Genomic DNA, 18,393 nt, shown 5'->3' with positions numbered 1-18,393 from the left:
TTTCAACGGAGAAGATCAATGACGAATCTCAAGCTGCTGTCGACTGGCCTGATTGCGGTGGCAATGCTCGCGACGCCTGCCATGGCGCGCGAAAGCGCCAGCCTTGCCCGACGGACCGCCGTGGAAGCCAATGCCGCGGCCCCGGGCGCGCCGTTCTACTGGGCTCACCGTGCCTGCGTTCCGGCGCCCCGCGTCGGCGCGTTCGCAACGCCGCCGTGGACCGGCAGCAACGTTCCCTGCGAACCGGGCACCGGTGCGTTCTAATCCACGTACTCTGCTTCGGTCTGATCGACGGCTCTGCTCTCGCTTCTGTGCTAAGAGGCCGGCCGATCACCGCTTCGACAAAAGCGGGCTGGAATCCGCGTCCAGCCTGCTTTTTCTTGATCATTTCGCATGCAGTGACCGGGCGCTATTGATCGCGCGCCCTCAACTTCCCGCGAGCCGAACGGCATTCCGGTTGTTGTGAAGGCAGACTTACCGGATCGGCCGTCGAGCATTCCTACTCTTTCAGATATCGCGAAGGCCCGGTTGCACAACAACGCACGGATCGAGCGTCGACCGGCAAAGCTTCGAGTCAAAAGGAGTGTTCTGATGAAACGAGTGTTGATGATTTTGGCCACAGCCGCGCTTGCCTCTACAATGGCAGTCGGCGCAGCCGATGCACGTGGCGGCGGAGGCGGCGGAGGTGGCGGAGGTCACGGCGGCGGCTTCGGCGGTGGCGGCCACATGGGTGGTTTCGGCGGCGGTGCGCACGTCGGCGGTTTTGGCGGTGGCCATGTGGGAGGCTTCGGTGGAGGCGTTCATGTCGGCAGCATGGCAATGCATGGCAACATGGGCCGGCTCGGCGGCGACCATGCTGGCCTCGGTGATCATCCCCATGCGGATAGTACCGGCTTCCATGACCATGCCATGCATCGCCACGGAAGATACGCGCCGGGCTACGGCTACTATTACGGCGATTCCGACTGCTACGACTGGTACGTCCTGCATCCCGATCAGCCCTTGCCGCTGAGCTGCAGCTAGTCCGCCTGCCTTCGGTCCGGATCCGCTTGCGCCATCCGGACCGGTCGCGGCTCCAATCAAGAGCCTCAAGTCAACGTGACGAGTCTGAAGTCCAATTTAATGGCGGGGTGTTGCCAGCGGCAATACCTCCCACACGACAAAGTCGCCCATTCAGCGTGACCGACCTGCTTTGCAGTCCGCTGGCCTCCAGAGACAGGCAGCCACCGAATCGCAGCGACATCGGCTCGCGCGGCGACTCCCGGCTTCGTCTCGTGCAATCCAAATGGGCGCAGAGCAACAGGAGCAGCAATGAACATTGCCCAGAGAAGAAACATGGAATTTGTCGACATCCCCGGCGCGTCGATCCGCGTGTCCCGCGTCGCACTCGGGACGTGGGCGATCGGTGGCTGGATGTGGGGCGGGACCGACGAAAACGATGCCATCGAGACGATCCAGGAAGCGCTCGACGGCGGAATCAACTTGATCGATACCGCGCCCGTCTACGGATTCGGACGCTCGGAGGAAATCGTCGGTAAGGCCATCGCCGGCGGTCGCCGCTGGAAGGCCGTGATCGCCACAAAGGTTGGACTGGACTGGACGAACGGCAAGCCGTTCCGCAACGCCAGCAAGGCACGCATCGTCGAGGAGGTCGAGAATTCGCTACGACGGCTTCGCACCGATGTCATCGATCTCTACCAGGTCCATTGGCCCGATCCGCGCACGCCCATTGCTGAAACCGCCGAAGCGATTGCCGCGCTGCATCGCGACGGAAAGATTCGCGCCGTCGGCGTCAGCAATTTCAGTCCGGCGCAGATGGATCAGTTCCGGAAGGTGGCGCCGCTCCATGCGGCCCAGCCGCCTTACAATCTATTCGAACGCGCCATCGAGCAGGACATCCTGCCCTATTGCAGCGAGAACAAGATCGCCCTGCTCGCCTATGGTTCGCTGTGCCGTGGCCTTCTGTCCGGCAGCATGTCCATATCGAGCCACTTCACCGGCGACGACCTCAGGAAGAGCGACCCCAAGTTTCAATCGCCGCGCTTTCAGCAATATCTTGATGCCGTCGAACGGCTCGACCGGTTCGCGCGAGACAATTTCGGCAGGCGGGTGATCCATCTGGCAGCGCGCTGGGTGCTGGATCGGGGCGCGCGCAATATCGCGCTGTGGGGTGCCCGGCGCGCCGAGCAGCTCTCGCCGATCGCCGGCGTGCTCGGATGGCGGATCGATACGCAAGCCATGGCGGAGATTGATCGCATTCTTCAGGAGACGGTGAGGGATCCCATCGGTCCCGAATTCATGGCCCCTCCGGCACGGGAGCTGGCATGATGCACACGCGATCTGCAATCCAAATCGTTAGCCGGGAGCGCTTCGACGCGACGACGGCCCAAACCTCCGGCTCCCAGCGTTTTGCCGCGATCGGGCCGTCGCTGGGCATCAGCTCGACCATCTGGGGCGGCCTCTTCGAAGTCGAACCGGGCGCCCGAACCGGAATCCACCACCACGGGGAACAGGACACCATCGCGTTCGTCCTGTTCGGTCGCTGTGAAATTCGCTGGGGCGAGAGGGGCGAATTCTCCGGACGCGCGAAGGCCGGCGACTTCATTCACGTGCCCGCCTTTCTTCCGCATCTGGAGATCAACCCGTCCCGGCTGATCCCTTTCCGGTGGGTCGTCGTGCGCAGCACGCCTGTGCCTATCGTCGTCAATCTGCCGGACGGGTTCTGGTCATGAGCCAGGCGACCTGCTCCCGACGTTCTTGATCCGCCCTGCACTACGGAACAGACATGGACGAATCCATTTTTCCAAACGTGGAAGTCACGCGCCGGACGGTCATCGAGACCGGAACCACTGCGCTCCTATTGAGCAGCCTCCCGCATGGAGTACTTGCCAGCGAGCCCGATCAGGCTGACCGCACCCCGGCATCGATCGAGCTTCTGGTCAATGGCCATGCGCACACTCTGGCGCTCGATCCCCGCACGACGCTACTCGACGCCTTGCGCGAGCATCTGACGCTCACCGGCACGAAGAAGGGATGCGATCACGGCCAATGCGGCGCCTGCACCGTGCTGGTCGACGGACGCCGCGTCAATTCTTGTCTCACGCTCGCAGTCATGCATGACGGCCAGTCGATCACCACTGTCGAGGGTCTCGCCTTCGACCAGGATTTGCATCCGATGCAGGCGGCATTCGTCGAGCACGACGGGTATCAATGCGGCTACTGCACCTCCGGCCAGATCTGCTCCGCCGTCGGCATGCTCGCCGAGAGCCGCGAAGGCATGCCTAGCTACGTGACTGCCGATCTCATTCAGCCGCTGACCGAACTGAGCGACAATGAGATTCGTGAGCGGATGAGCGGGAATATCTGCCGCTGTGCCGCTTATCCGAACATCGTCGCGGCGATCAAACAGGCGATGGGAGAACAGACGTGAAAGCATTTTCCTATGGCCGCGCACGATCGCTTGCAGATGCGGCCGCAACCGCGAACAAGCCAGGTTTCAAGATCATCGCCGGCGGCACCAACCTGCTTGATCTCATGAAGCTGCAGGTGGAGACGCCGTCGGCCCTGGTGGACATCAACCGGCTCCCGCTCGACAAGATCGAGGAGACCTCGGAGGGCGGCCTGCGCATCGGCGCCCTGGTCCGCAACAGCGATCTCGCGGCAGATCCGCGGGTGCGGCAACACTATGGCGTGCTGAGCCGTGCCCTGCTCGCCGGAGCGAGCGCGCAATTGCGCAACAAAGCGACGACTGCTGGCAACTTGTTGCAGCGGACGCGCTGCTATTACTTCTATGACATCACAAAGCCCTGCAACAAGCGCGTACCCGGCTCGGGCTGTTCGGCGCTTGCTGGCTTCAACCGGATTCATGCGATTCTGGGCGGTAGCGAGGCGTGCATCGCGACCCATCCGTCGGACATGGCCGTCGCCATGCGGGCACTCGATGCAAAAGTCGAGACGACCGATCACGAAGGCCGAACCCGCGCAATCCCGATAGCCGACTTCCAGCGACTTCCTGGCCGTACGCCGGAAGTCGAATCGGCTCTGGCATCAGGCGAGATCGTCACGGCGGTAACACTGCCTCCGCCGCCTCCGGGCGTGCAGGTCTATCGAAAGGTGCGCGACCGTGCGTCCTACGCTTTTGCGCTAGTTTCGGTGGCTGCCATCGTCGACAGCGTTCGCGGACGAATTCGCTCGGCGCGGCTCGCTTTCGGTGGTGTTGCTCCCAAGCCGTGGCGCATCGCCGCCGCCGAACAACGCCTCACGAATGAAGCTGTCGGCGCCAGATCGTTCGATGCAGCCGCGGATGCGGCTCTGGAGGGCGCGCGTGGGGCCGGCGCCAATGATTTCAAGATCCCGCTGACCCGCCGCACCCTGCATGCTGTGCTCGGCGAGATCACCCGCATCTGAGGGAATCCAAAATGGACATGAACGCACCTGTCGGGGCGAATGCGCTGGATGCCGAGAGAATTGTCGGAAAGCCACTTGACCGTATCGATGGACGACTGAAGGTAACGGGCGGTGCGCGCTATGCCTATGAGATGCAGCAGGACGCGCTCTATGGGTTTGTCGTTGAAGCCTCGATCGCAAAGGGGAAAATCACCTCGATCGACACGCTCGCGGCCGAGCGCTCGCCGGGCGTCAAACTCGTCCTAACCCATCGCAACGCCCCCAAGCAGGGCACGGGCAATCATCGCGAGGCGCATCCTGTGCTCACGGGCCCTGTCGTGTCCAGCTACGGCGAACCGGTTGCGTTCGTCGTCGCCGAAACATTCGAGCAGGCTCGGGCCGCCGCCTATCTGGTCGATGTAAAGTATGACCCGAAGGGAGGACACTTTGCCCTACCGCAACATCTCGGCCTGGCCCGCGTCCCGCACCAGGCGGACGGCGCGCCGGCCGACAGCGAGGTCGGAAACTTCTCGGGCGCGTACGCGAGCGCTCCGGTGCAGATCGACGTATCCTACGGCACACCGCTGCAAAGTCATGCGATGATGGAGCCGCATGCGACGCTCGCGATGTGGGACGGCGACAAGTTGACCCTGCATACGGCAAACCAGATGCTGAATCAGGGCCAGCGGGTCATCGCCAGGACCTTGAACATCCCCATCGGCAACGTGCGACTGGTCAGCCCCTTCATCGGCGGCGGCTTCGGCGGCAAGCTATGGGTGAACGCCGATGCCATTCTTGCAGCAATCGCGGCACGATACCTCAAGCGGCCCGTCAAGGTCGCGCTCACGAGGCAGCAGATCTTCCATGTGACGACGCATCGCTCGGACACCATCCAGCGCGTCCGCCTCGGCACCGACCGCGATGGCCGGATCGTCGCGATCGGGCACGACGTCTTCTCCGGCAACTTGCGGTCCGAGCAGGTCTACGAAGCAGCAGCGCTTCAGACTCGTTCGCTCTACGCTGGCTCCAATCGGCTGACGCGGCATCGCCTGGTGCCGCTCGACATTCCCGTTGCATCGTCCATGCGCGCCCCCGGCGAGGCGGTCGGACTGCTTGCGCTGGAGTGCGCCATGGACGAGCTTGCCGAAAAGCTGAAGCTCGATCCGATCGAGCTGCGAATCCGCAACGAGCCGGCCGAGGATCCTGAAAGGCACGTCCCCTACTCCAGCCGTCATCTGGTTGCCTGCATGCAGGAGGGCGCACGCCGGTTCGGCTGGAACAGGCGCAATCCGGTCCCCGGCCAGGTTAGGGACGGACAGTGGTTGGTCGGAATCGGCATGTCCGCGGGAACTCGAGGCAATCCCCTCCGGTTCTCGAAAGCCAATCTGCGGCTGGATCCGGATGGCGTCGCCACCGTGAGAATGGCGATGACCGATATCGGCACGGGGACCTACACGATCCTGGCACAGATCGCCGCCGAAATGCTGGGACTGCCGCTTGAAAGAGTCCAGGTCGATCTGGGCGATACGATCTTTCCGGAAGCGGCCGGCTCAGGCGGTTCGTTCGGAGCGGCGAGCTCCGGATCGGCATTGTTCGAAGCGTGTCAGGCCTTGCGTCAGAAATTAGCAACACGTGCGGGCATGGATCCAGAGACGGCCCGTTTCGCCGATGGCCGCGTTGCAACCGGAGAACGCTCGATCAACCTGACAGAGCTTGTTGGCTCTGGAATCGAAGCCGAGGGCGAAATCAGCCCGGGCCGCAACAATCAGGATCTCTCGCAACAGTCCTATGGTGCGCATTTTGCGGAGATCGGCGTGGACCAAGATACCGGAGAAGTGCGCGTGCGACGGATGCTCGGCGTATTTGCTGCTGGACGCGTCCTAAACGCAAAGACGGCGCGGTCGCAAGCCATTGGCGGAATGGTGTTCGGCGCAGGCGCAGCCCTGCATGAGGACCTCGTCCTCGATCCTCGCTTCGGTTACTTCGTCAACCACGACTTGGCCGAGTACCACGTGCCGGTGCACGCGGATATACCGCCGAACATAGACGCGATCTTCCTCCCGGAACTCGACGAACGCTCCAATCCATTGAAGAGCAAGGGAATCGGCGAGCTCGGGATCTGCGGTGCAGGAGCCGCGATCGCCAACGCGATCTACAACGCCTGCGGCGCAAGGATCAGGAGCTATCCGATCACGCTCGACAAAATTCTCACCGATCTGCCGAAGCAAAGCTGAGCATTTGCTTCAGAGCATTGAGCTGACCCGCACTTGAAAGCGAGTGGACCTGCTTCAGCGGGTCTTTTTGCTGGCCCGACGACGACCTGCAGCCGCCCGGGAACGTGGTCAGCCGATTTTCGTGCAAAACCGCAAGGGCGTGCATCCCGCCATCGACAGATTCAATGCACACGCTTCGTCCGCAATGGAGCCCACCCGTGAGATATTGCCTTGTCGCCGCCTGCCTTGCCTTCTTCGCCGGCGGCGGAGCGCTTGCACAAGTGACGGGGATGGCCGTCCCGACGCCCACCGTCGGCGCAACCTCTCCACTCGCCAGCGTCACCGGATCGCCGCTATCGCCATTGGGAATTGGCCTTGGCGCGACCGAACTTCCGTCACCTGGCATCAGCCCAGCCCCGGTCGGCACCGGCAGCATCGCCGCACCGTCAACCGGCAACGCATGCTCGACCCTTGGTCTCTCACCAAACGGAATGTTCGGATCGACGTCGACTTATGACGGCGGCGGAATGGCGATGGCAGGATCAACACCGGCCGTCGGCAGCACGGCCGGAAACACGGCAGCGTCGGTCGACATGTCGTCGGGGATTGCGGCGACGTCTTCGATGACCGCGGGAATGACCGAGAGCGCGGGGATGCCGACGAGCTCCGGCACGCTCGATACCGCCGGCATGTCGGGCATGTGCGGCTCCGGCGCGAGCAACATCGCCGCGTCGTCGAACCCGAGTTCGACGGCGGCGACAACGCCCGGCGGCGGCCCCAAGGTCGGGGTCCCCTTGGGCTCGACGGAGATCGGCAATCTCGGAGTCAGCTCTGCGGCGCTCGTTCCCACGCCGACAGTTACGTCCCTTACAGGCGGCATTGGACCGGCCATCCCAACCATGCCGACGGTCACCGCTCCGTCCGCCGCCGCTTCGATCGCCGCACCTGGGTGCTCCTCCCTGGGTACGACGACGTCCACAAGCCTACCGGGCAGCTGCTGATCGTCTGCCCTTCCGGAGCAAAATCCATGAAAATGAAGATCGTCATCTCTGCCGCCATGTTGGTGGCAGCCGCCGCCGGCGCCGGCTTGGTGCATGTCGCGCATGTCCGCCTGCTGCAGAAAGCCGCCGCGGCACCGGCGCCAGCACCGTCCGTTCCGATCGTCGCCGGAACTGTAACCCAGCATGACGTTCCGATCTATCTGACCGGCGTCGGCACGGTGATCGCCTACAACACCGATATCGTTCGCGCCCAGGTTCAGGGACAGATCACCAGCATCAACTTCACCGAAGGCCAGCAGGTGCATGCCGGTGATCTGCTTGCGCAGATCGATCCGCGTCCCTACCAGGCCCTGATCGATCAGTATGCCGCCAATCTCGAACGCGATCAGGCACAGCTCGCAAACGCCCGGGCCAACCAGGCCCGTTACAACCAACTCGGCGACAAGGGCTGGGCCACGCCGCAATTGATAGAAACACAAAATGCGCAGGTCAGTCAGCTCCAGGCAGCGATCAAGGCTGACCAGGCCTTGATCGATGCCGCAAAGGTGCAGCTCAGCTTCACGCGCCTAACGTCTCCGATCAACGGGGTGGTGGGCATTCGCCAGATCGACGTCGGCAACATCATCAGCCCGTCGAACACGAACGGCCTCTGTGTCGTGACCCAGTTGGACCCGATCTCGCTGATCTTCACGCTACCGGAGACCGCTCTTCCGCAGATCCAGCAACAGCAGCGGAAAACGAAAACGCCCCTTTCCGTTCTGGCCTACAACCAGGACAACACGATCAGGCTTGGCGAAGGACAGCTCGGTCTCGTCAATAACGAGATTTTACAGACCACCGGCTCGATCCAGCTCAAGGCGAACTTTCCGAACAAGGAGAATAGCCTCTGGCCCGGTGAGCTCGTCAATGCACGACTGCTGCTCGACACGCGGCACAATGGCCTGACAGTTCCTGCCTCCGTCGTCCAGCAGGGGCCGAGCGGGCCATACGCGTACGTCGTCAATTCGGACGACACGGTCTCGATCCGTCAAATCAAGGTTGCGCAGATCAGTGATGGTCAGGCCCTGATCGATTCCGGCCTCAAAGCCAACGAAAAGGTCGTAGTCGACGGACAGTACAAGCTGCGGCCGGGAACGCGCGTGGTCACGCTCCATGGCAACGCCGCCCAGGAAGCCGCCGCTCAGGACGCATTGCAGGCGCCCATCCCATGAACATCTCTGCACCCTTTATCCGGCGACCGATCGCGACCGCGCTACTGATGATCGGATTGCTGGCGGCCGGCCTCGTCGCCTATCCGTTGCTGCCGGTGGCTGCCCTGCCGAACGTCAACTATCCGACGCTGACCGTCACTGCACAATTGCCTGGCGCGGATCCGCAGACGATGGCTTCCTCGGTCGCCTCGCCGCTCGAGCTGCAATTCGGTGAGATCCCCGGCCTGACGCAGATGACGTCGGCAAGCGCACTCGGCTACACCCAGGTCACGCTGCAGTTCGACCTGAGCCGCCAGATCGATGGCGCAGTCAGTGACACGCTCTCGGCCATCAACGCGGCGAGCCCGTATCTGCCAACCGGCATCCCCTATCCGCCGACGATCCGAAAGGTTAATCCGGCCGACACGCCGATCCTGGTGCTGGGTCTCACCTCCGACAGCCTGCCGCTCACGACAGTCGACGCGTACGCCGAAAACATTCTGCTGCAAAAGATCTCGCAGGTTCAAGGCGTGGGCCTCGTCGGTATCGGCGGCCAGCAGAAAGCGGCCGTGCGTGTCCAGGTCGACCCGCAGGCGCTGGCAGCGCGCGGCATTAATCTGGAAGACGTGCGCACCGTTCTCGGTCAGGCCAACGTCGATCTGGCAAAGGGGACACTCAACAGTCCGCGCCAGACCTATACGCTCAACACCAATGACCAGTTGTTCCATCCGGAGCAATATGACGACCTCATCATCGCCTATCGCAACGGATCTCCGGTTCGCATTCGCGACATCGGACACGCCGTCAGCGCCGGCGAGAACGATCTGATCGCGGGCTGGTACAACAACCAGCGCGCCATCATCCTCGCCGTTCAGCGTCAGCCCGGGGCCAATGTCATCGAGACGGTCCAGCGCATCAAAGCCATGATGCCGACTCTCCAGGCTTCGATTCCCGCTGCTATCAAGATCAACGTCATCTCGGACCGCACCCAGACGATCCGCGCGTCAGTTGCCGATGTGCAGTTTACGTTACTGCTGACGATCGCCCTCGTCGTGATGGTGATCTTCATCTTCCTGCGCAATCTGTGGGCAACCATCATTCCAGCCGTCACCGTGCCACTCTCGCTGATCGGCACCTTCGCGATCCTCTACGAAATGGGCTACAGCCTCGACAATCTGTCGCTGATGGCCCTCTCGATCGCGGTCGGGTTCGTCGTCGATGACGCGGTCGTCGAGATCGAGAACATCACGCGGCATATCGAGGAAGGCTTGTCCCCCTACGACGCCGCGATGAAAGGATCCGGCGAGATCGGATTCACCGTCATGGCGATCACGTTCTCCCTGATCGCCGTCTTTATTCCGCTGTTCCTGATGAGCGGCTATGTCGGACTGCTGTTCCGCGAGTTTGCAATCACGGTGAGCGTCGCGCTGGTTCTTTCGCTGGTGATCTCCCGCACCCTGACGCCGATGATGTGCGCCTACCTGCTCAAACCCGAGAGCCATGAGCACGGCCGCCTCTACCGCTGGTCCGAGCGCGGCTTCGATCTGTTGCTCAATGCCTACGAAGCGGGTCTGAAGGTTGTGCTGCGGCATCGTTTCGTCACCTTGATGGTGATGATCGGCACCATCGTGGTGACTGGATATCTCTACGTCATCATTCCCAAGGGCTTCTTCCCTCAGCAAGATACCGGCCTGATCCTGGGTCAATCAGAAGCCGCCCAGGACATCTCGTTCCAGGCGATGGCTGAACGTCAGCAAGCCATGCTTGATGCGGTCATGCGAGACCCAGCCGTGGCCACAGTGGGCTCGGCGGTCGGCGCCGGCGGCGGTACCACCACCGTCAATGACGGGCGGGTGTTCATCCAGCTCAAGGCGGCCGATCAACGGGATCCAATTGGGAAGGTGATCGCCCGACTGCACACCAATCTTGCCAAGATCCAGGGCATTACGCTCTACATGCAGCCCGCGCAGGACATCACCATCGGCGCGCGGCTGAACAAGACCCAGTTCCAGTACACCATGAACGATGCCGATCCGGGCGAACTCAGCCACTGGGCCGGTCTGTTTCTCGACAAGATCAAGACGCTGCCCACGGTCGCTGACGTGACGACGGACCAGCTCAATGCCGGACCGCTGCTCGACATCACGATCAAGCGCGAGGTCGCCTCGTCCTACGGCATCCTGCCGTACACGATCGACAATACACTCGACGACGCATTCGGACAGCGGATCGTCTCGACGATGTACACATCCCTGCAGCAATATCATGTGGTCCTCGAGGTCAATCCGAAGTTCCAGTATGGGCCCGAGGCGCTCAACAACATCTACGTCAAATCATCCAGCGGTCAGCAGGTGCCGCTGTCGACGCTGGTCGATTCGGTGGTGAAGGTCTCGCCGCTCGTCGTGAACCACCAGGGGCAATTCCCCTCCGTGACGATCTCGTTCAACCTGGCTCCCGGAGCCGCGATCGGCGAGGCGGTGAGCGGCGTACAATCCATCCAGAAGGAGCTGCATCCGCCGCTGTCGCTGCAGACGAGCTTCCAGGGCAATGCCCAGGCGTTCGGCGCCTCGCTGAAGAGCACGCCGATCCTGATCGCCGCGTCGCTATTCGTGATCTATCTCATCCTCGGCGTGCTCTATGAAAGCACGATCCATCCGATCACGATCATCTCGACGCTGCCGTCGGCGGGCGTCGGCGCACTGCTGCTCCTGATGGCCGTGCACCTAGACCTGAGCGTGATTGCCGTGGTCGGCATCATCCTGCTGATCGGCATCGTCAAGAAGAACGGCATCATGCTCGTTGACTTCGCCATCCAGGCCGAGCAGGCCGACGGCCTTACGCCGGAGCAATCGATCTACCAGGCCTGCATCAAGCGCTTCCGTCCCATCCTGATGACGACGATGGCAGCGCTGCTTGGCGCAGTGCCGATGATGATCGGCACCGGCGTGGGATCGGAGATCCGCCAGCCATTGGGCTACGCGATCGTCGGCGGCCTCGCGCTGTCGCAAATCCTCACGCTCTACACCACGCCTGTCGTCTACCTCTACCTCGATCGGCTCCAGAACCGGCTTTTCGGTGCGCGACGGCATCAGACGGTATCCCGCGACGTTCACCCGGCGCCTGCCGAATAAGCGAGCGCGGGTCTTGAGCCCGGAAACAGGCTTGCCTCCCCTCTCGCCCACGATCCCGATTGGCCCGCGAAAGCTCTCTTCCCGTTATCGAATTTAGCCGGATCGGCGAAGCGGAAGCCTATCTCAGACTTATGACGATGGAGTGTGTGACATGTATCTGCGAATCAACCGATGCGTCGTTGTGACGACGCTGCTCCTTGCAACCGGCGCGTCGTGTCCAGCTCTCGCTTCCCCGGCGCCTCCATCCCAGCATTCCGCCGCAAGCTCCCTTGCTCCTCAATTTGAGCGTGGCGATCTCGTCAGGCTGCGGTCTGGAGGGCCCGCGATGACGGTCTCCGCGGTCAAGGGCAACCAGGTCGAATGCGTTTGGACGGACGATACCGGCCAAACCGATGATGCAAGCTTTCCGACCGTCGTGCTGCAAAAGCTCTGATTGAGCTGTCGCTGGATCGCTTCGTCCACCTCGCCATCAAGTGTGAGTTATGATTATCATATCATTGAGCGATGGACTGCGGTGATGGCGGCGATGCTAGGCGGGTCGACGATGCGGATTGGGAAGGCAAAGACAGTCATTGACGCGTGCGCGTTGACGGTGAGTGAGTTGACGTTCCGAACGAGGCAGTCGCGAACGGACCAAATCGGGTTAGCCGGACGACGGTTTGGCCCTGCTACCAGGCTGGCCATCGGAAGGCGCGCTATTTCATGCCCCGCGGTATGAGCCGAGACTTCTCCCATGCCAACCGAGATCGGGTCGCCTGACGCAGCCGCCGCACTTGAAACCAGACATCTGTCGCGACGAGCAGGTGAGCGTGTTCTCGTAAGCGACGTCTCCATGCAAGTCTCGGCCGGCGAGATTCTAGCAATCGTCGGGCCGAGCGGAGCCGGAAAGTCGTCATTTCTTCGCCTGCTCAATCGCCTGGATGAGCCGACGTCCGGTACCGTTCTCCTCAATTCGCGGGATTTTCGTTCCATTGCCCCGCGGGAATTGCGGCGCCGGATCGGCATGTCGATGCAGACCGCGTATCTATTTCCGGGCACGGTCGCCGCCAACATTGCGTTCGGACCGCGCCAACGCGGCGAGATCCTCTCGTGCGCCCAAGTTGACAGCCTCCTGGAGCGGGTCGGTTTGCCCGGATTCGCCGCCCGCGACGTCAGCAATCTCTCCGGCGGTGAAGCGCAGCGCGTAGCTCTGGCGCGAACGCTCGCGAACGAGCCCGAGGTGCTGCTGCTGGACGAGCCGACCTCTGCACTGGACGAGACCTCGGTGCGAGGCATTGAAGATCTCATCCTCACCATTGTCAGGGAGCGGCAAATGACATGCGTCATTGTCACTCACAACCGCGCCCAGGCAATCCGGCTTGCGGACAAGACGATGGTCATGGAAGCGGGACGCTCGGTCACAATCGGTCCTACCAGTGAGGTGCTGCGTGTTGGCTGAGCTTCAGAACAGCATCGGCAACGACGTCTTGATGGGCCTGGCGCAGGCCGTGGGGGCAATCGCGCTGTGTGCGGCCGTCGTGGCGCTATGCGGCTGGCAATCCGTGCATGTGGAGCGTGAGGCGGCCGTGTCGATGGTGCGCGGCCTCGTGCAGATGGTTCTGGTCGGCGCGGTGCTGGCCCTCCTGCTGAGTGGCAGCCTCCCGATTGGCTCTCTCATTCTGCTCATGATGACGATCGCCGCTGCGTTCACTGCTGCCCGACGTCTGAAGGGAATGAGTGGCGCGCTTCCGCTCTGTTTCTGGTCGATTGGCGGGGGCGCGGGTACCATCATCGCGGTGATGCTTGTGACCCGCAGTCTTCAGCCAGACATTTCAATTCTCGTGCCCGTCGGCAGCATGATCATTGCCAACGCGATGAACGCATGTGCGCAGGCTATCGAGCGCTTCCGCGCGGAGATCCTCGCCCATGTCGGCCAGATCGAGGCAGGCCTTTCGTTGGGCGCCGAGCCTTCCATAACCGTCGCGACCTATCTTCAGAGTGGCGTTTATGCAAGCCTTCTCCCCCGGCTCGATATGATGAAATCCCTCGGACTCGTATGGATTCCGGGCGTCATGGCGGGCATGGTGGTCTCGGGTGCCAATCCGGTTTACGCTGCCATCTATCAGTTCATTGTCGTGGCGATGATCCTGGCCGCTTCCGGCATTACAGGCCTTGTCGCCGTCGTTCTCATGCGCGCGCAGGTCTTCTCCGCGGCGGCGCAACTGACGCTTCGACCGACGGAGACGCAGCGCACGGGTTGATTGCCTGTTTTGCCAACTGAACATCAATTTGTTCCCTTCGCTTTTATGCCCTTCAATCCATACGAATTCAGTTGAGCAATCTTGCAGGGGGCTGTCGCCTTCGTTGGTCGGATAGCGCAAGGAATCGCCGTGGCCGCTTAATCGCATTGCATTTATCAGTTCTCGTGATCGGATCGATCTGAAAATTGCGTTGGTGCGCAGATGTGATGCTCCTACTTCACAAGCAGGAAGACGGGCCCGTCGGCAGGACGTTCGATGGGTTCGCCAACACGCAAGTTGAGGAGACACGAATGACGATCGATAGCTCGCGGCGCACTGCCCTTGTCAGCCTAGGCGCGTTGGCGGTGGGAACCGCTGCACTCGCAGCCGGTCCCACACATGCCGCCACGACCGCACAAATCATCCCGCCAGGGGCCAAAGAGCTCGCCAGTTTGACAGGCCGGCTGCGCCGCGCACCACGCCGGCGCGATTTCAGGACAACTCCCATGATTCTCCAGCATCCCGATTTGTGGGACAATGAAGCGCTCCAGGAGGTCATAGCCTACCGCGGCACGCACAAGCAGGTGTGGGACAACACCAATGTCGCGGGGCCCTGGCTGAACTTGATGCGCAACTCGATCAACGCGCAGATCTTTTCCTTCGGACACAAGGATTTTCTGGCGGTCTCCGCTACGCATGGTACCGCGCATCTGGCTCTGTTCGACCAGGCGATGTGGGAGAAATACGAACTCGCGGCATTGGCCGGCGGCGGCTTCAAGACCAACACACTTGCGATGTCCAGACCGGCGCCGACGACCTTCGCGCAGAACGAGGACCCCAACAGCGTGTTCGGGCCGAGCGGCGACACCATCCCCGCCCTGCAGGAGCGCGGCGTCGTCTTCCTGGCGTGTCACAATGCGATCTGGGAATTGTCCGCGAAGCTCATCGCTATCGGCAAGAACCCCGATCATGCCTCGCACGAAGCGATGAGCGCCGAGCTGACCAACCATCTCATCGACGGCATCGTGCTGACCCCCGGGATGGTTGCCACCATTCCGGAGTTGCAGCAGGCCGGCTTTCACTACGCAGCGTGAGGCGAGATCATGCGCAGGCCAACCTTAATCGCCGCACTCGCCACTGCCCTGCTTCTGCCGCTCGTCGCGCATGCCGCAGAGCCGAACCGGGACACGATCTTTCCGCCCTGGCAACACGGGGCGAACAACGACGCCGCGCCGCGCGGCCTTTCGTTCACGGTTCCCCAGATCGACGACCTCGCGGATTTCCATGGCGACGTCTCCGACCCGAAGCTCGTGCTCTATGTCGGCGGCAACTACTTCTTCGCGATGGCCCCGCTGGTCGCCGCGTTCGAGCAGCAGCATCCCGAGCTCAAGGGCAGAGTCTACTGGGAGACGCTTCCGCCAGGCCTGCTCGAGAAGCAGATTGCGGCCGATGGCACCGTCACCTCGGGCAACATGACGTGGACGGCAAAACCGGATGTCTATCTTGCCGGACTAAAGAAGGTTGACGGCCTGATCGACCAGGGCGTGCTGACCGGACCGGCCGTTCCCTACGTAACCAATACGCTGACGATCATGGTGCCTGCCGGCAATCCGGGCCACGTCCAGGGTCTGTCCGATCTGGCCCGTCCGGACCTGCACGTCGCGATGCCCAATCCGGCTTTCGAAGGGGTCGCCCGCCAGATCGAGGCCTCGTTGAAGAAAGCCGGCGGCAAAGCCCTCGCCACGACCGTCTACAAGACCAAGGTCGCCGATGGCCGCACGGTTCTGACCCAGATCCATCATCGGCAAACGCCGCTCTTCCTGATGCAGGGACGTGCGCAGGCGGGCGTGACCTGGCAATCGGAAGCGACCTTCCAGGAGCAGGTGGGCCATCCGATCAGCCATGTCGACATCCAGTCGGCGCAGAACACAACGGCGATCTATGCCGGCGCAGAAGTGCGGAGCGCGCCGCATCCGGATGCGGCGCGGCTCTGGCTCTCGTTCGTCCGCTCGCCCGCGGCGCTTTCGATCTTCGGGCGCTACGGTTTCAAGCCGCTCACGAGCGCCGCATCAGCCGGCTGATTGATCAAGGAGGGTGCACTCATGACCATTCTGTCCTTCACATCTTCGTCCAACATCCCTCGCGCGGCCGACGAGGCCGCAGCCCTAACGGCAGCGCAGCGTTCATGGCGAACCGCGGCGCTTGCCATGCTGTCGGTTCGCATCATCCAGGGCTTCATCTACTGGGGCGGCGGATCCCGGCGCTTCATCTACGCGCCCTCGAAGCTCAACCCTGACGCGCCCACCTGGATGGCGAACAAATTCCAGACGGCATTGCCCGGCGCGCTGTTCGGAACCGATCATTTGATCAGCTTCATGCTGCATCACTTCTGGCTGCTCTATGCCGGCGTGATCCTGTTCAGCGCCGCCGAACTCATTGTCGGCGCGATGCTGATGGCCGGGCTTCTGACCCGCGCGGCCGCTCTGGTGTCGATCGGGTTTTCGGTGCTGCTGATGGCGATGTTCGGCTGGCAGGGTGCGACCTGCATCGACGAATGGACCATGGCCGCCTGCAATCTCGCGATGGGCGCAACGCTGCTGCTGGGCGGCAGCGGCGCTTACAGCATCGACAACGTCATGCTCGGGCGCAATCCTGCGCTCGCAGGAAAGCGCTGGATTCGCTGGGCGGCGGGAAGCCTGCCGCTGCCGGTCAAGGAGGCCGCGTTCCGCAATCTCGCACTCACGGTGCTCGGCTTTGTCCTGGTGTTCGACATTGGTACCTACAGCTACTATCGCGGCTCGGTGGTGACGCCGTTCCACGGCGGGCCGGTCAGCCCGACGAAACATCATCTCACCCTAAACGATGCCCGGTTGCTGCCTGACGGCTCCGTTCGCTTTCACGTCTATCTCGATGCCGGCACGCCGGAGGCGCCGGTCCATGTCGTCGCCGCCGATCTGCTCGACGCGAGCAATGATCCCATCGCGCACTACGACGCCGCCGCCCTTTCGGCCTTGCCAAAGACCGCTTTCACCAACGATTACGCCTACAACAAGTTCGCACCTGGTCCGTTCGGAATCCGGGCGCCGATGGGGGCGGCAGCAACCGTGACGCTGCCCGTGCCCGTCGCAGGCGCCGATGGTCGCGCAAGATCGCTTCGGCTCACGGATGTCGACGGCCGAAGCTTCTCGGCGACCCTGGCCGGAAGATAGCGGTCAATGTCGTCGCTTCCGCTTCAGTGGCCATGACCAGAAAGCAGGCACCGAACTGGCGGCTCGCAACCATACGCAGATCGATGATTGGATTGCGGCGGCTCAACTCCCACGGAATCATTAGCACGAACGCCGCTTTCCCGATCTGGCGAGCACGGTCAGCCGCATGGCGCGCGACCTCAGCGCAAGCCTCGGGATTCGGCTGTTGAGCGAGTTAACGCAACCAGGCGAGCTTCGCTCGTGGCCGGCTTTTGCCCCGGAGCGCCTGCCGAGGACAGCTCGTCTCTTTCTCGACCCCGCCGCCGTGCCGATGCTGCCCCGCGCACGTTCGAGGTCGACCTCAAGGTGCTGGACACTGAGATCGATGAGCATGTGGTCCGGAGCGTCGCCTTCTTTCTTGCCGCCTGCCGTGGCGGCGCGAAAAGATCCTGGCTGATGGCAACGCCGACACGGCAATCAACAAGGGGCCAACCGGGGCCGCATCGTTGTGCATCGCTAGCAATGATCTCTGGAAGCTCCGCAAGCTTACCGGTCCAACCAATAGCATCAACCCCATGCCGCGATATCATCGTCGTCGCTTCCGTTCGTGCTACGATCGAAAACGTTCGATGGTTTCGATGAAGCGCGCAGCATCGCCGTAGCGGAGAGCAAGGATCACCACATAGGCAGCCGCCGCAGCGGATTCGCGCGACGGACCCTCCGAACCAATCGAGCCCCGATCCAGACAATCCGGTCCTGGCTCTGCAGCAAGCGCTACCTTGGGGCGACGGGAAGAATAGATTGTCCGTTTCGCTCGCCCCAATATCCTATTCTACGACGAGCATGTAATCGACCTGTACCATCGGATCCACGCGCTGTATCGAATGGGGTGAAGATACAGAAGCAATGGAAAAGTCGCACAGCAGTCCAACTGTGCGAAGTCCGACAAAAACGTTGCACGAGACCCATTCTGCTCTCAAGCGCCTTCGCGCGAAGCGATTGGAAAATAAGGACTTTCGTGATGGTGGGCGCACCAGGGCTCGAACCTGGGACCCGCTGATTAAG

16 protein-coding genes are annotated in these 18,393 nt (G+C 62.3%); 14 read left to right on the top strand and 2 right to left on the bottom strand.

Translation table 11 applies throughout. The features are described from left to right. The first annotated feature begins 18 nt into the window (after positions 1-18). Positions 19-264, top strand: a complete 246-nt coding sequence (locus tag YUA_RS0127415) for a hypothetical protein (RefSeq protein WP_027533580.1) — start codon at positions 19-21, stop codon at positions 262-264. 243 nt (positions 265-507) lie between these two features. Here YUA_RS0127415 and YUA_RS51885 read toward each other — a convergent pair whose 3' ends face one another. Continuing rightward, entirely contained in the window at positions 508-906 is a 399-nt protein-coding gene (locus tag YUA_RS51885; protein WP_156947264.1) for a hypothetical protein, read from the bottom strand. Between the two features lie 429 nt (positions 907-1,335). On the opposite strand from YUA_RS51885, the gene YUA_RS0127405 reads away from it, so the two are divergent. Genes YUA_RS0127405 through YUA_RS0127385 form a run of 5 tightly spaced genes read left to right on the top strand, consistent with a single transcriptional unit; the run spans position 1,336 to position 6,620 of the window. Beyond that, positions 1,336-2,328 (top strand): aldo/keto reductase, encoded by a 993-nt coding sequence (locus YUA_RS0127405; protein ID WP_027533578.1) that lies wholly within the window; start codon positions 1,336-1,338, stop codon positions 2,326-2,328. Then, complete coding sequence (locus YUA_RS45180) at positions 2,325-2,732, top strand: cupin domain-containing protein (RefSeq protein WP_051383398.1); 408 nt, start codon at positions 2,325-2,327, stop codon at positions 2,730-2,732. Before YUA_RS0127405 ends, YUA_RS45180 begins: the two co-directional genes overlap by 4 nt. Before the next feature lie 53 nt (positions 2,733-2,785). Beyond that, positions 2,786-3,430 carry a 2Fe-2S iron-sulfur cluster-binding protein gene (locus YUA_RS0127395; RefSeq protein ID WP_027533577.1) on the top strand — a complete coding sequence of 215 codons (645 nt, stop codon included), beginning with the start codon at positions 2,786-2,788 and terminating at the stop codon, positions 3,428-3,430. Next, a complete protein-coding gene (locus YUA_RS0127390; protein WP_027533576.1) occupies positions 3,427-4,407 on the top strand; it encodes a xanthine dehydrogenase family protein subunit M in 981 nt (326 codons plus the stop codon). Before YUA_RS0127395 ends, YUA_RS0127390 begins: the two co-directional genes overlap by 4 nt. Before the next feature lie 11 nt (positions 4,408-4,418). Next, the gene (locus YUA_RS0127385) at positions 4,419-6,620 is read left to right on the top strand and encodes a xanthine dehydrogenase family protein molybdopterin-binding subunit (protein WP_027533575.1); all 2,202 of its coding nucleotides are present in this window, start codon (positions 4,419-4,421) and stop codon (positions 6,618-6,620) included. A gap of 490 nt (positions 6,621-7,110) precedes the next feature. On the opposite strand, the gene YUA_RS0127380 is transcribed toward YUA_RS0127385, so the two are convergent. Beyond that, a complete protein-coding gene (locus YUA_RS0127380; protein WP_156947262.1) occupies positions 7,111-7,479 on the bottom strand; it encodes a hypothetical protein in 369 nt (122 codons plus the stop codon). A 147-nt stretch (positions 7,480-7,626) separates the two neighbouring features. On the opposite strand from YUA_RS0127380, the gene YUA_RS0127375 reads away from it, so the two are divergent. The 8 genes from YUA_RS0127375 to YUA_RS0127340 all read left to right on the top strand — a co-directional run bounded on the left by YUA_RS0127375 (position 7,627) and on the right by YUA_RS0127340 (position 17,349). Further along, positions 7,627-8,811 carry an efflux RND transporter periplasmic adaptor subunit gene (locus YUA_RS0127375; protein WP_027533573.1) on the top strand — a complete coding sequence of 395 codons (1,185 nt, stop codon included), beginning with the start codon at positions 7,627-7,629 and terminating at the stop codon, positions 8,809-8,811. Then, positions 8,808-11,921, top strand: a complete 3,114-nt coding sequence (locus YUA_RS45175) for an efflux RND transporter permease subunit (RefSeq protein WP_035971969.1) — start codon at positions 8,808-8,810, stop codon at positions 11,919-11,921. The genes YUA_RS0127375 and YUA_RS45175 overlap by 4 nt, the downstream gene beginning before the upstream one ends. 151 nt (positions 11,922-12,072) lie before the next feature. Next, the gene (locus YUA_RS52370) at positions 12,073-12,354 is read left to right on the top strand and encodes a YodC family protein (protein ID WP_035971967.1); all 282 of its coding nucleotides are present in this window, start codon (positions 12,073-12,075) and stop codon (positions 12,352-12,354) included. A 300-nt stretch (positions 12,355-12,654) separates the two neighbouring features. Beyond that, positions 12,655-13,359, top strand: a complete 705-nt coding sequence (locus YUA_RS0127360) for an ATP-binding cassette domain-containing protein (protein ID WP_035971965.1) — start codon at positions 12,655-12,657, stop codon at positions 13,357-13,359. Further along, positions 13,352-14,161 (top strand): ABC transporter permease, encoded by an 810-nt coding sequence (locus YUA_RS0127355; RefSeq protein WP_245285268.1) that lies wholly within the window; start codon positions 13,352-13,354, stop codon positions 14,159-14,161. Before YUA_RS0127360 ends, YUA_RS0127355 begins: the two co-directional genes overlap by 8 nt. A 485-nt stretch (positions 14,162-14,646) precedes the next feature. Next, complete coding sequence (locus YUA_RS0127350; protein ID WP_245285267.1) at positions 14,647-15,234, top strand: transcriptional initiation protein Tat; 588 nt, start codon at positions 14,647-14,649, stop codon at positions 15,232-15,234. Positions 15,235-15,243: 9 nt separating this feature from the next. Next, positions 15,244-16,221: a substrate-binding domain-containing protein gene (locus YUA_RS45165; RefSeq protein WP_084292898.1), complete on the top strand. Its 978-nt coding sequence runs from the start codon at positions 15,244-15,246 to the stop codon at positions 16,219-16,221. 21 nt (positions 16,222-16,242) lie between these two features. Then, positions 16,243-17,349, top strand: a complete 1,107-nt coding sequence (locus tag YUA_RS0127340) for a TQO small subunit DoxD (RefSeq protein WP_035972022.1) — start codon at positions 16,243-16,245, stop codon at positions 17,347-17,349. Positions 17,350-18,393: the final 1,044 nt, after the last annotated feature.

Origin of the sequence: Bradyrhizobium sp. WSM3983 (genome assembly GCF_000473045.1) — a bacterium.
GTDB lineage: Bacteria > Pseudomonadota > Alphaproteobacteria > Rhizobiales > Xanthobacteraceae > Bradyrhizobium.
Note: the sequence above shows the minus strand (reverse complement) of the source record. Positions and strands in the feature narration are given on the sequence as shown.

Coding starts and splice junctions, on each gene's coding strand:
- YUA_RS0127415 (WP_027533580.1), top strand. CDS start 19: ATGACGAATCTCAAGCTGCTGTCGACTGGCCTGATTGCGGTGGCAATG.
- YUA_RS51885 (WP_156947264.1), bottom strand. CDS start 906: ATGGTCATGGAAGCCGGTACTATCCGCATGGGGATGATCACCGAGGCC.
- YUA_RS0127405 (WP_027533578.1), top strand. CDS start 1,336: ATGGAATTTGTCGACATCCCCGGCGCGTCGATCCGCGTGTCCCGCGTC.
- YUA_RS45180 (WP_051383398.1), top strand. CDS start 2,325: ATGATGCACACGCGATCTGCAATCCAAATCGTTAGCCGGGAGCGCTTC.
- YUA_RS0127395 (WP_027533577.1), top strand. CDS start 2,786: ATGGACGAATCCATTTTTCCAAACGTGGAAGTCACGCGCCGGACGGTC.
- YUA_RS0127385 (WP_027533575.1), top strand. CDS start 4,419: ATGGACATGAACGCACCTGTCGGGGCGAATGCGCTGGATGCCGAGAGA.
- YUA_RS0127380 (WP_156947262.1), bottom strand. CDS start 7,479: ATGCCGCCTGTAAGGGACGTAACTGTCGGCGTGGGAACGAGCGCCGCA.
- YUA_RS0127375 (WP_027533573.1), top strand. CDS start 7,627: ATGAAAATGAAGATCGTCATCTCTGCCGCCATGTTGGTGGCAGCCGCC.
- YUA_RS45175 (WP_035971969.1), top strand. CDS start 8,808: ATGAACATCTCTGCACCCTTTATCCGGCGACCGATCGCGACCGCGCTA.
- YUA_RS52370 (WP_035971967.1), top strand. CDS start 12,073: ATGTATCTGCGAATCAACCGATGCGTCGTTGTGACGACGCTGCTCCTT.
- YUA_RS0127360 (WP_035971965.1), top strand. CDS start 12,655: ATGCCAACCGAGATCGGGTCGCCTGACGCAGCCGCCGCACTTGAAACC.
- YUA_RS0127350 (WP_245285267.1), top strand. CDS start 14,647: ATGATTCTCCAGCATCCCGATTTGTGGGACAATGAAGCGCTCCAGGAG.
- YUA_RS45165 (WP_084292898.1), top strand. CDS start 15,244: ATGCGCAGGCCAACCTTAATCGCCGCACTCGCCACTGCCCTGCTTCTG.
- YUA_RS0127340 (WP_035972022.1), top strand. CDS start 16,243: ATGACCATTCTGTCCTTCACATCTTCGTCCAACATCCCTCGCGCGGCC.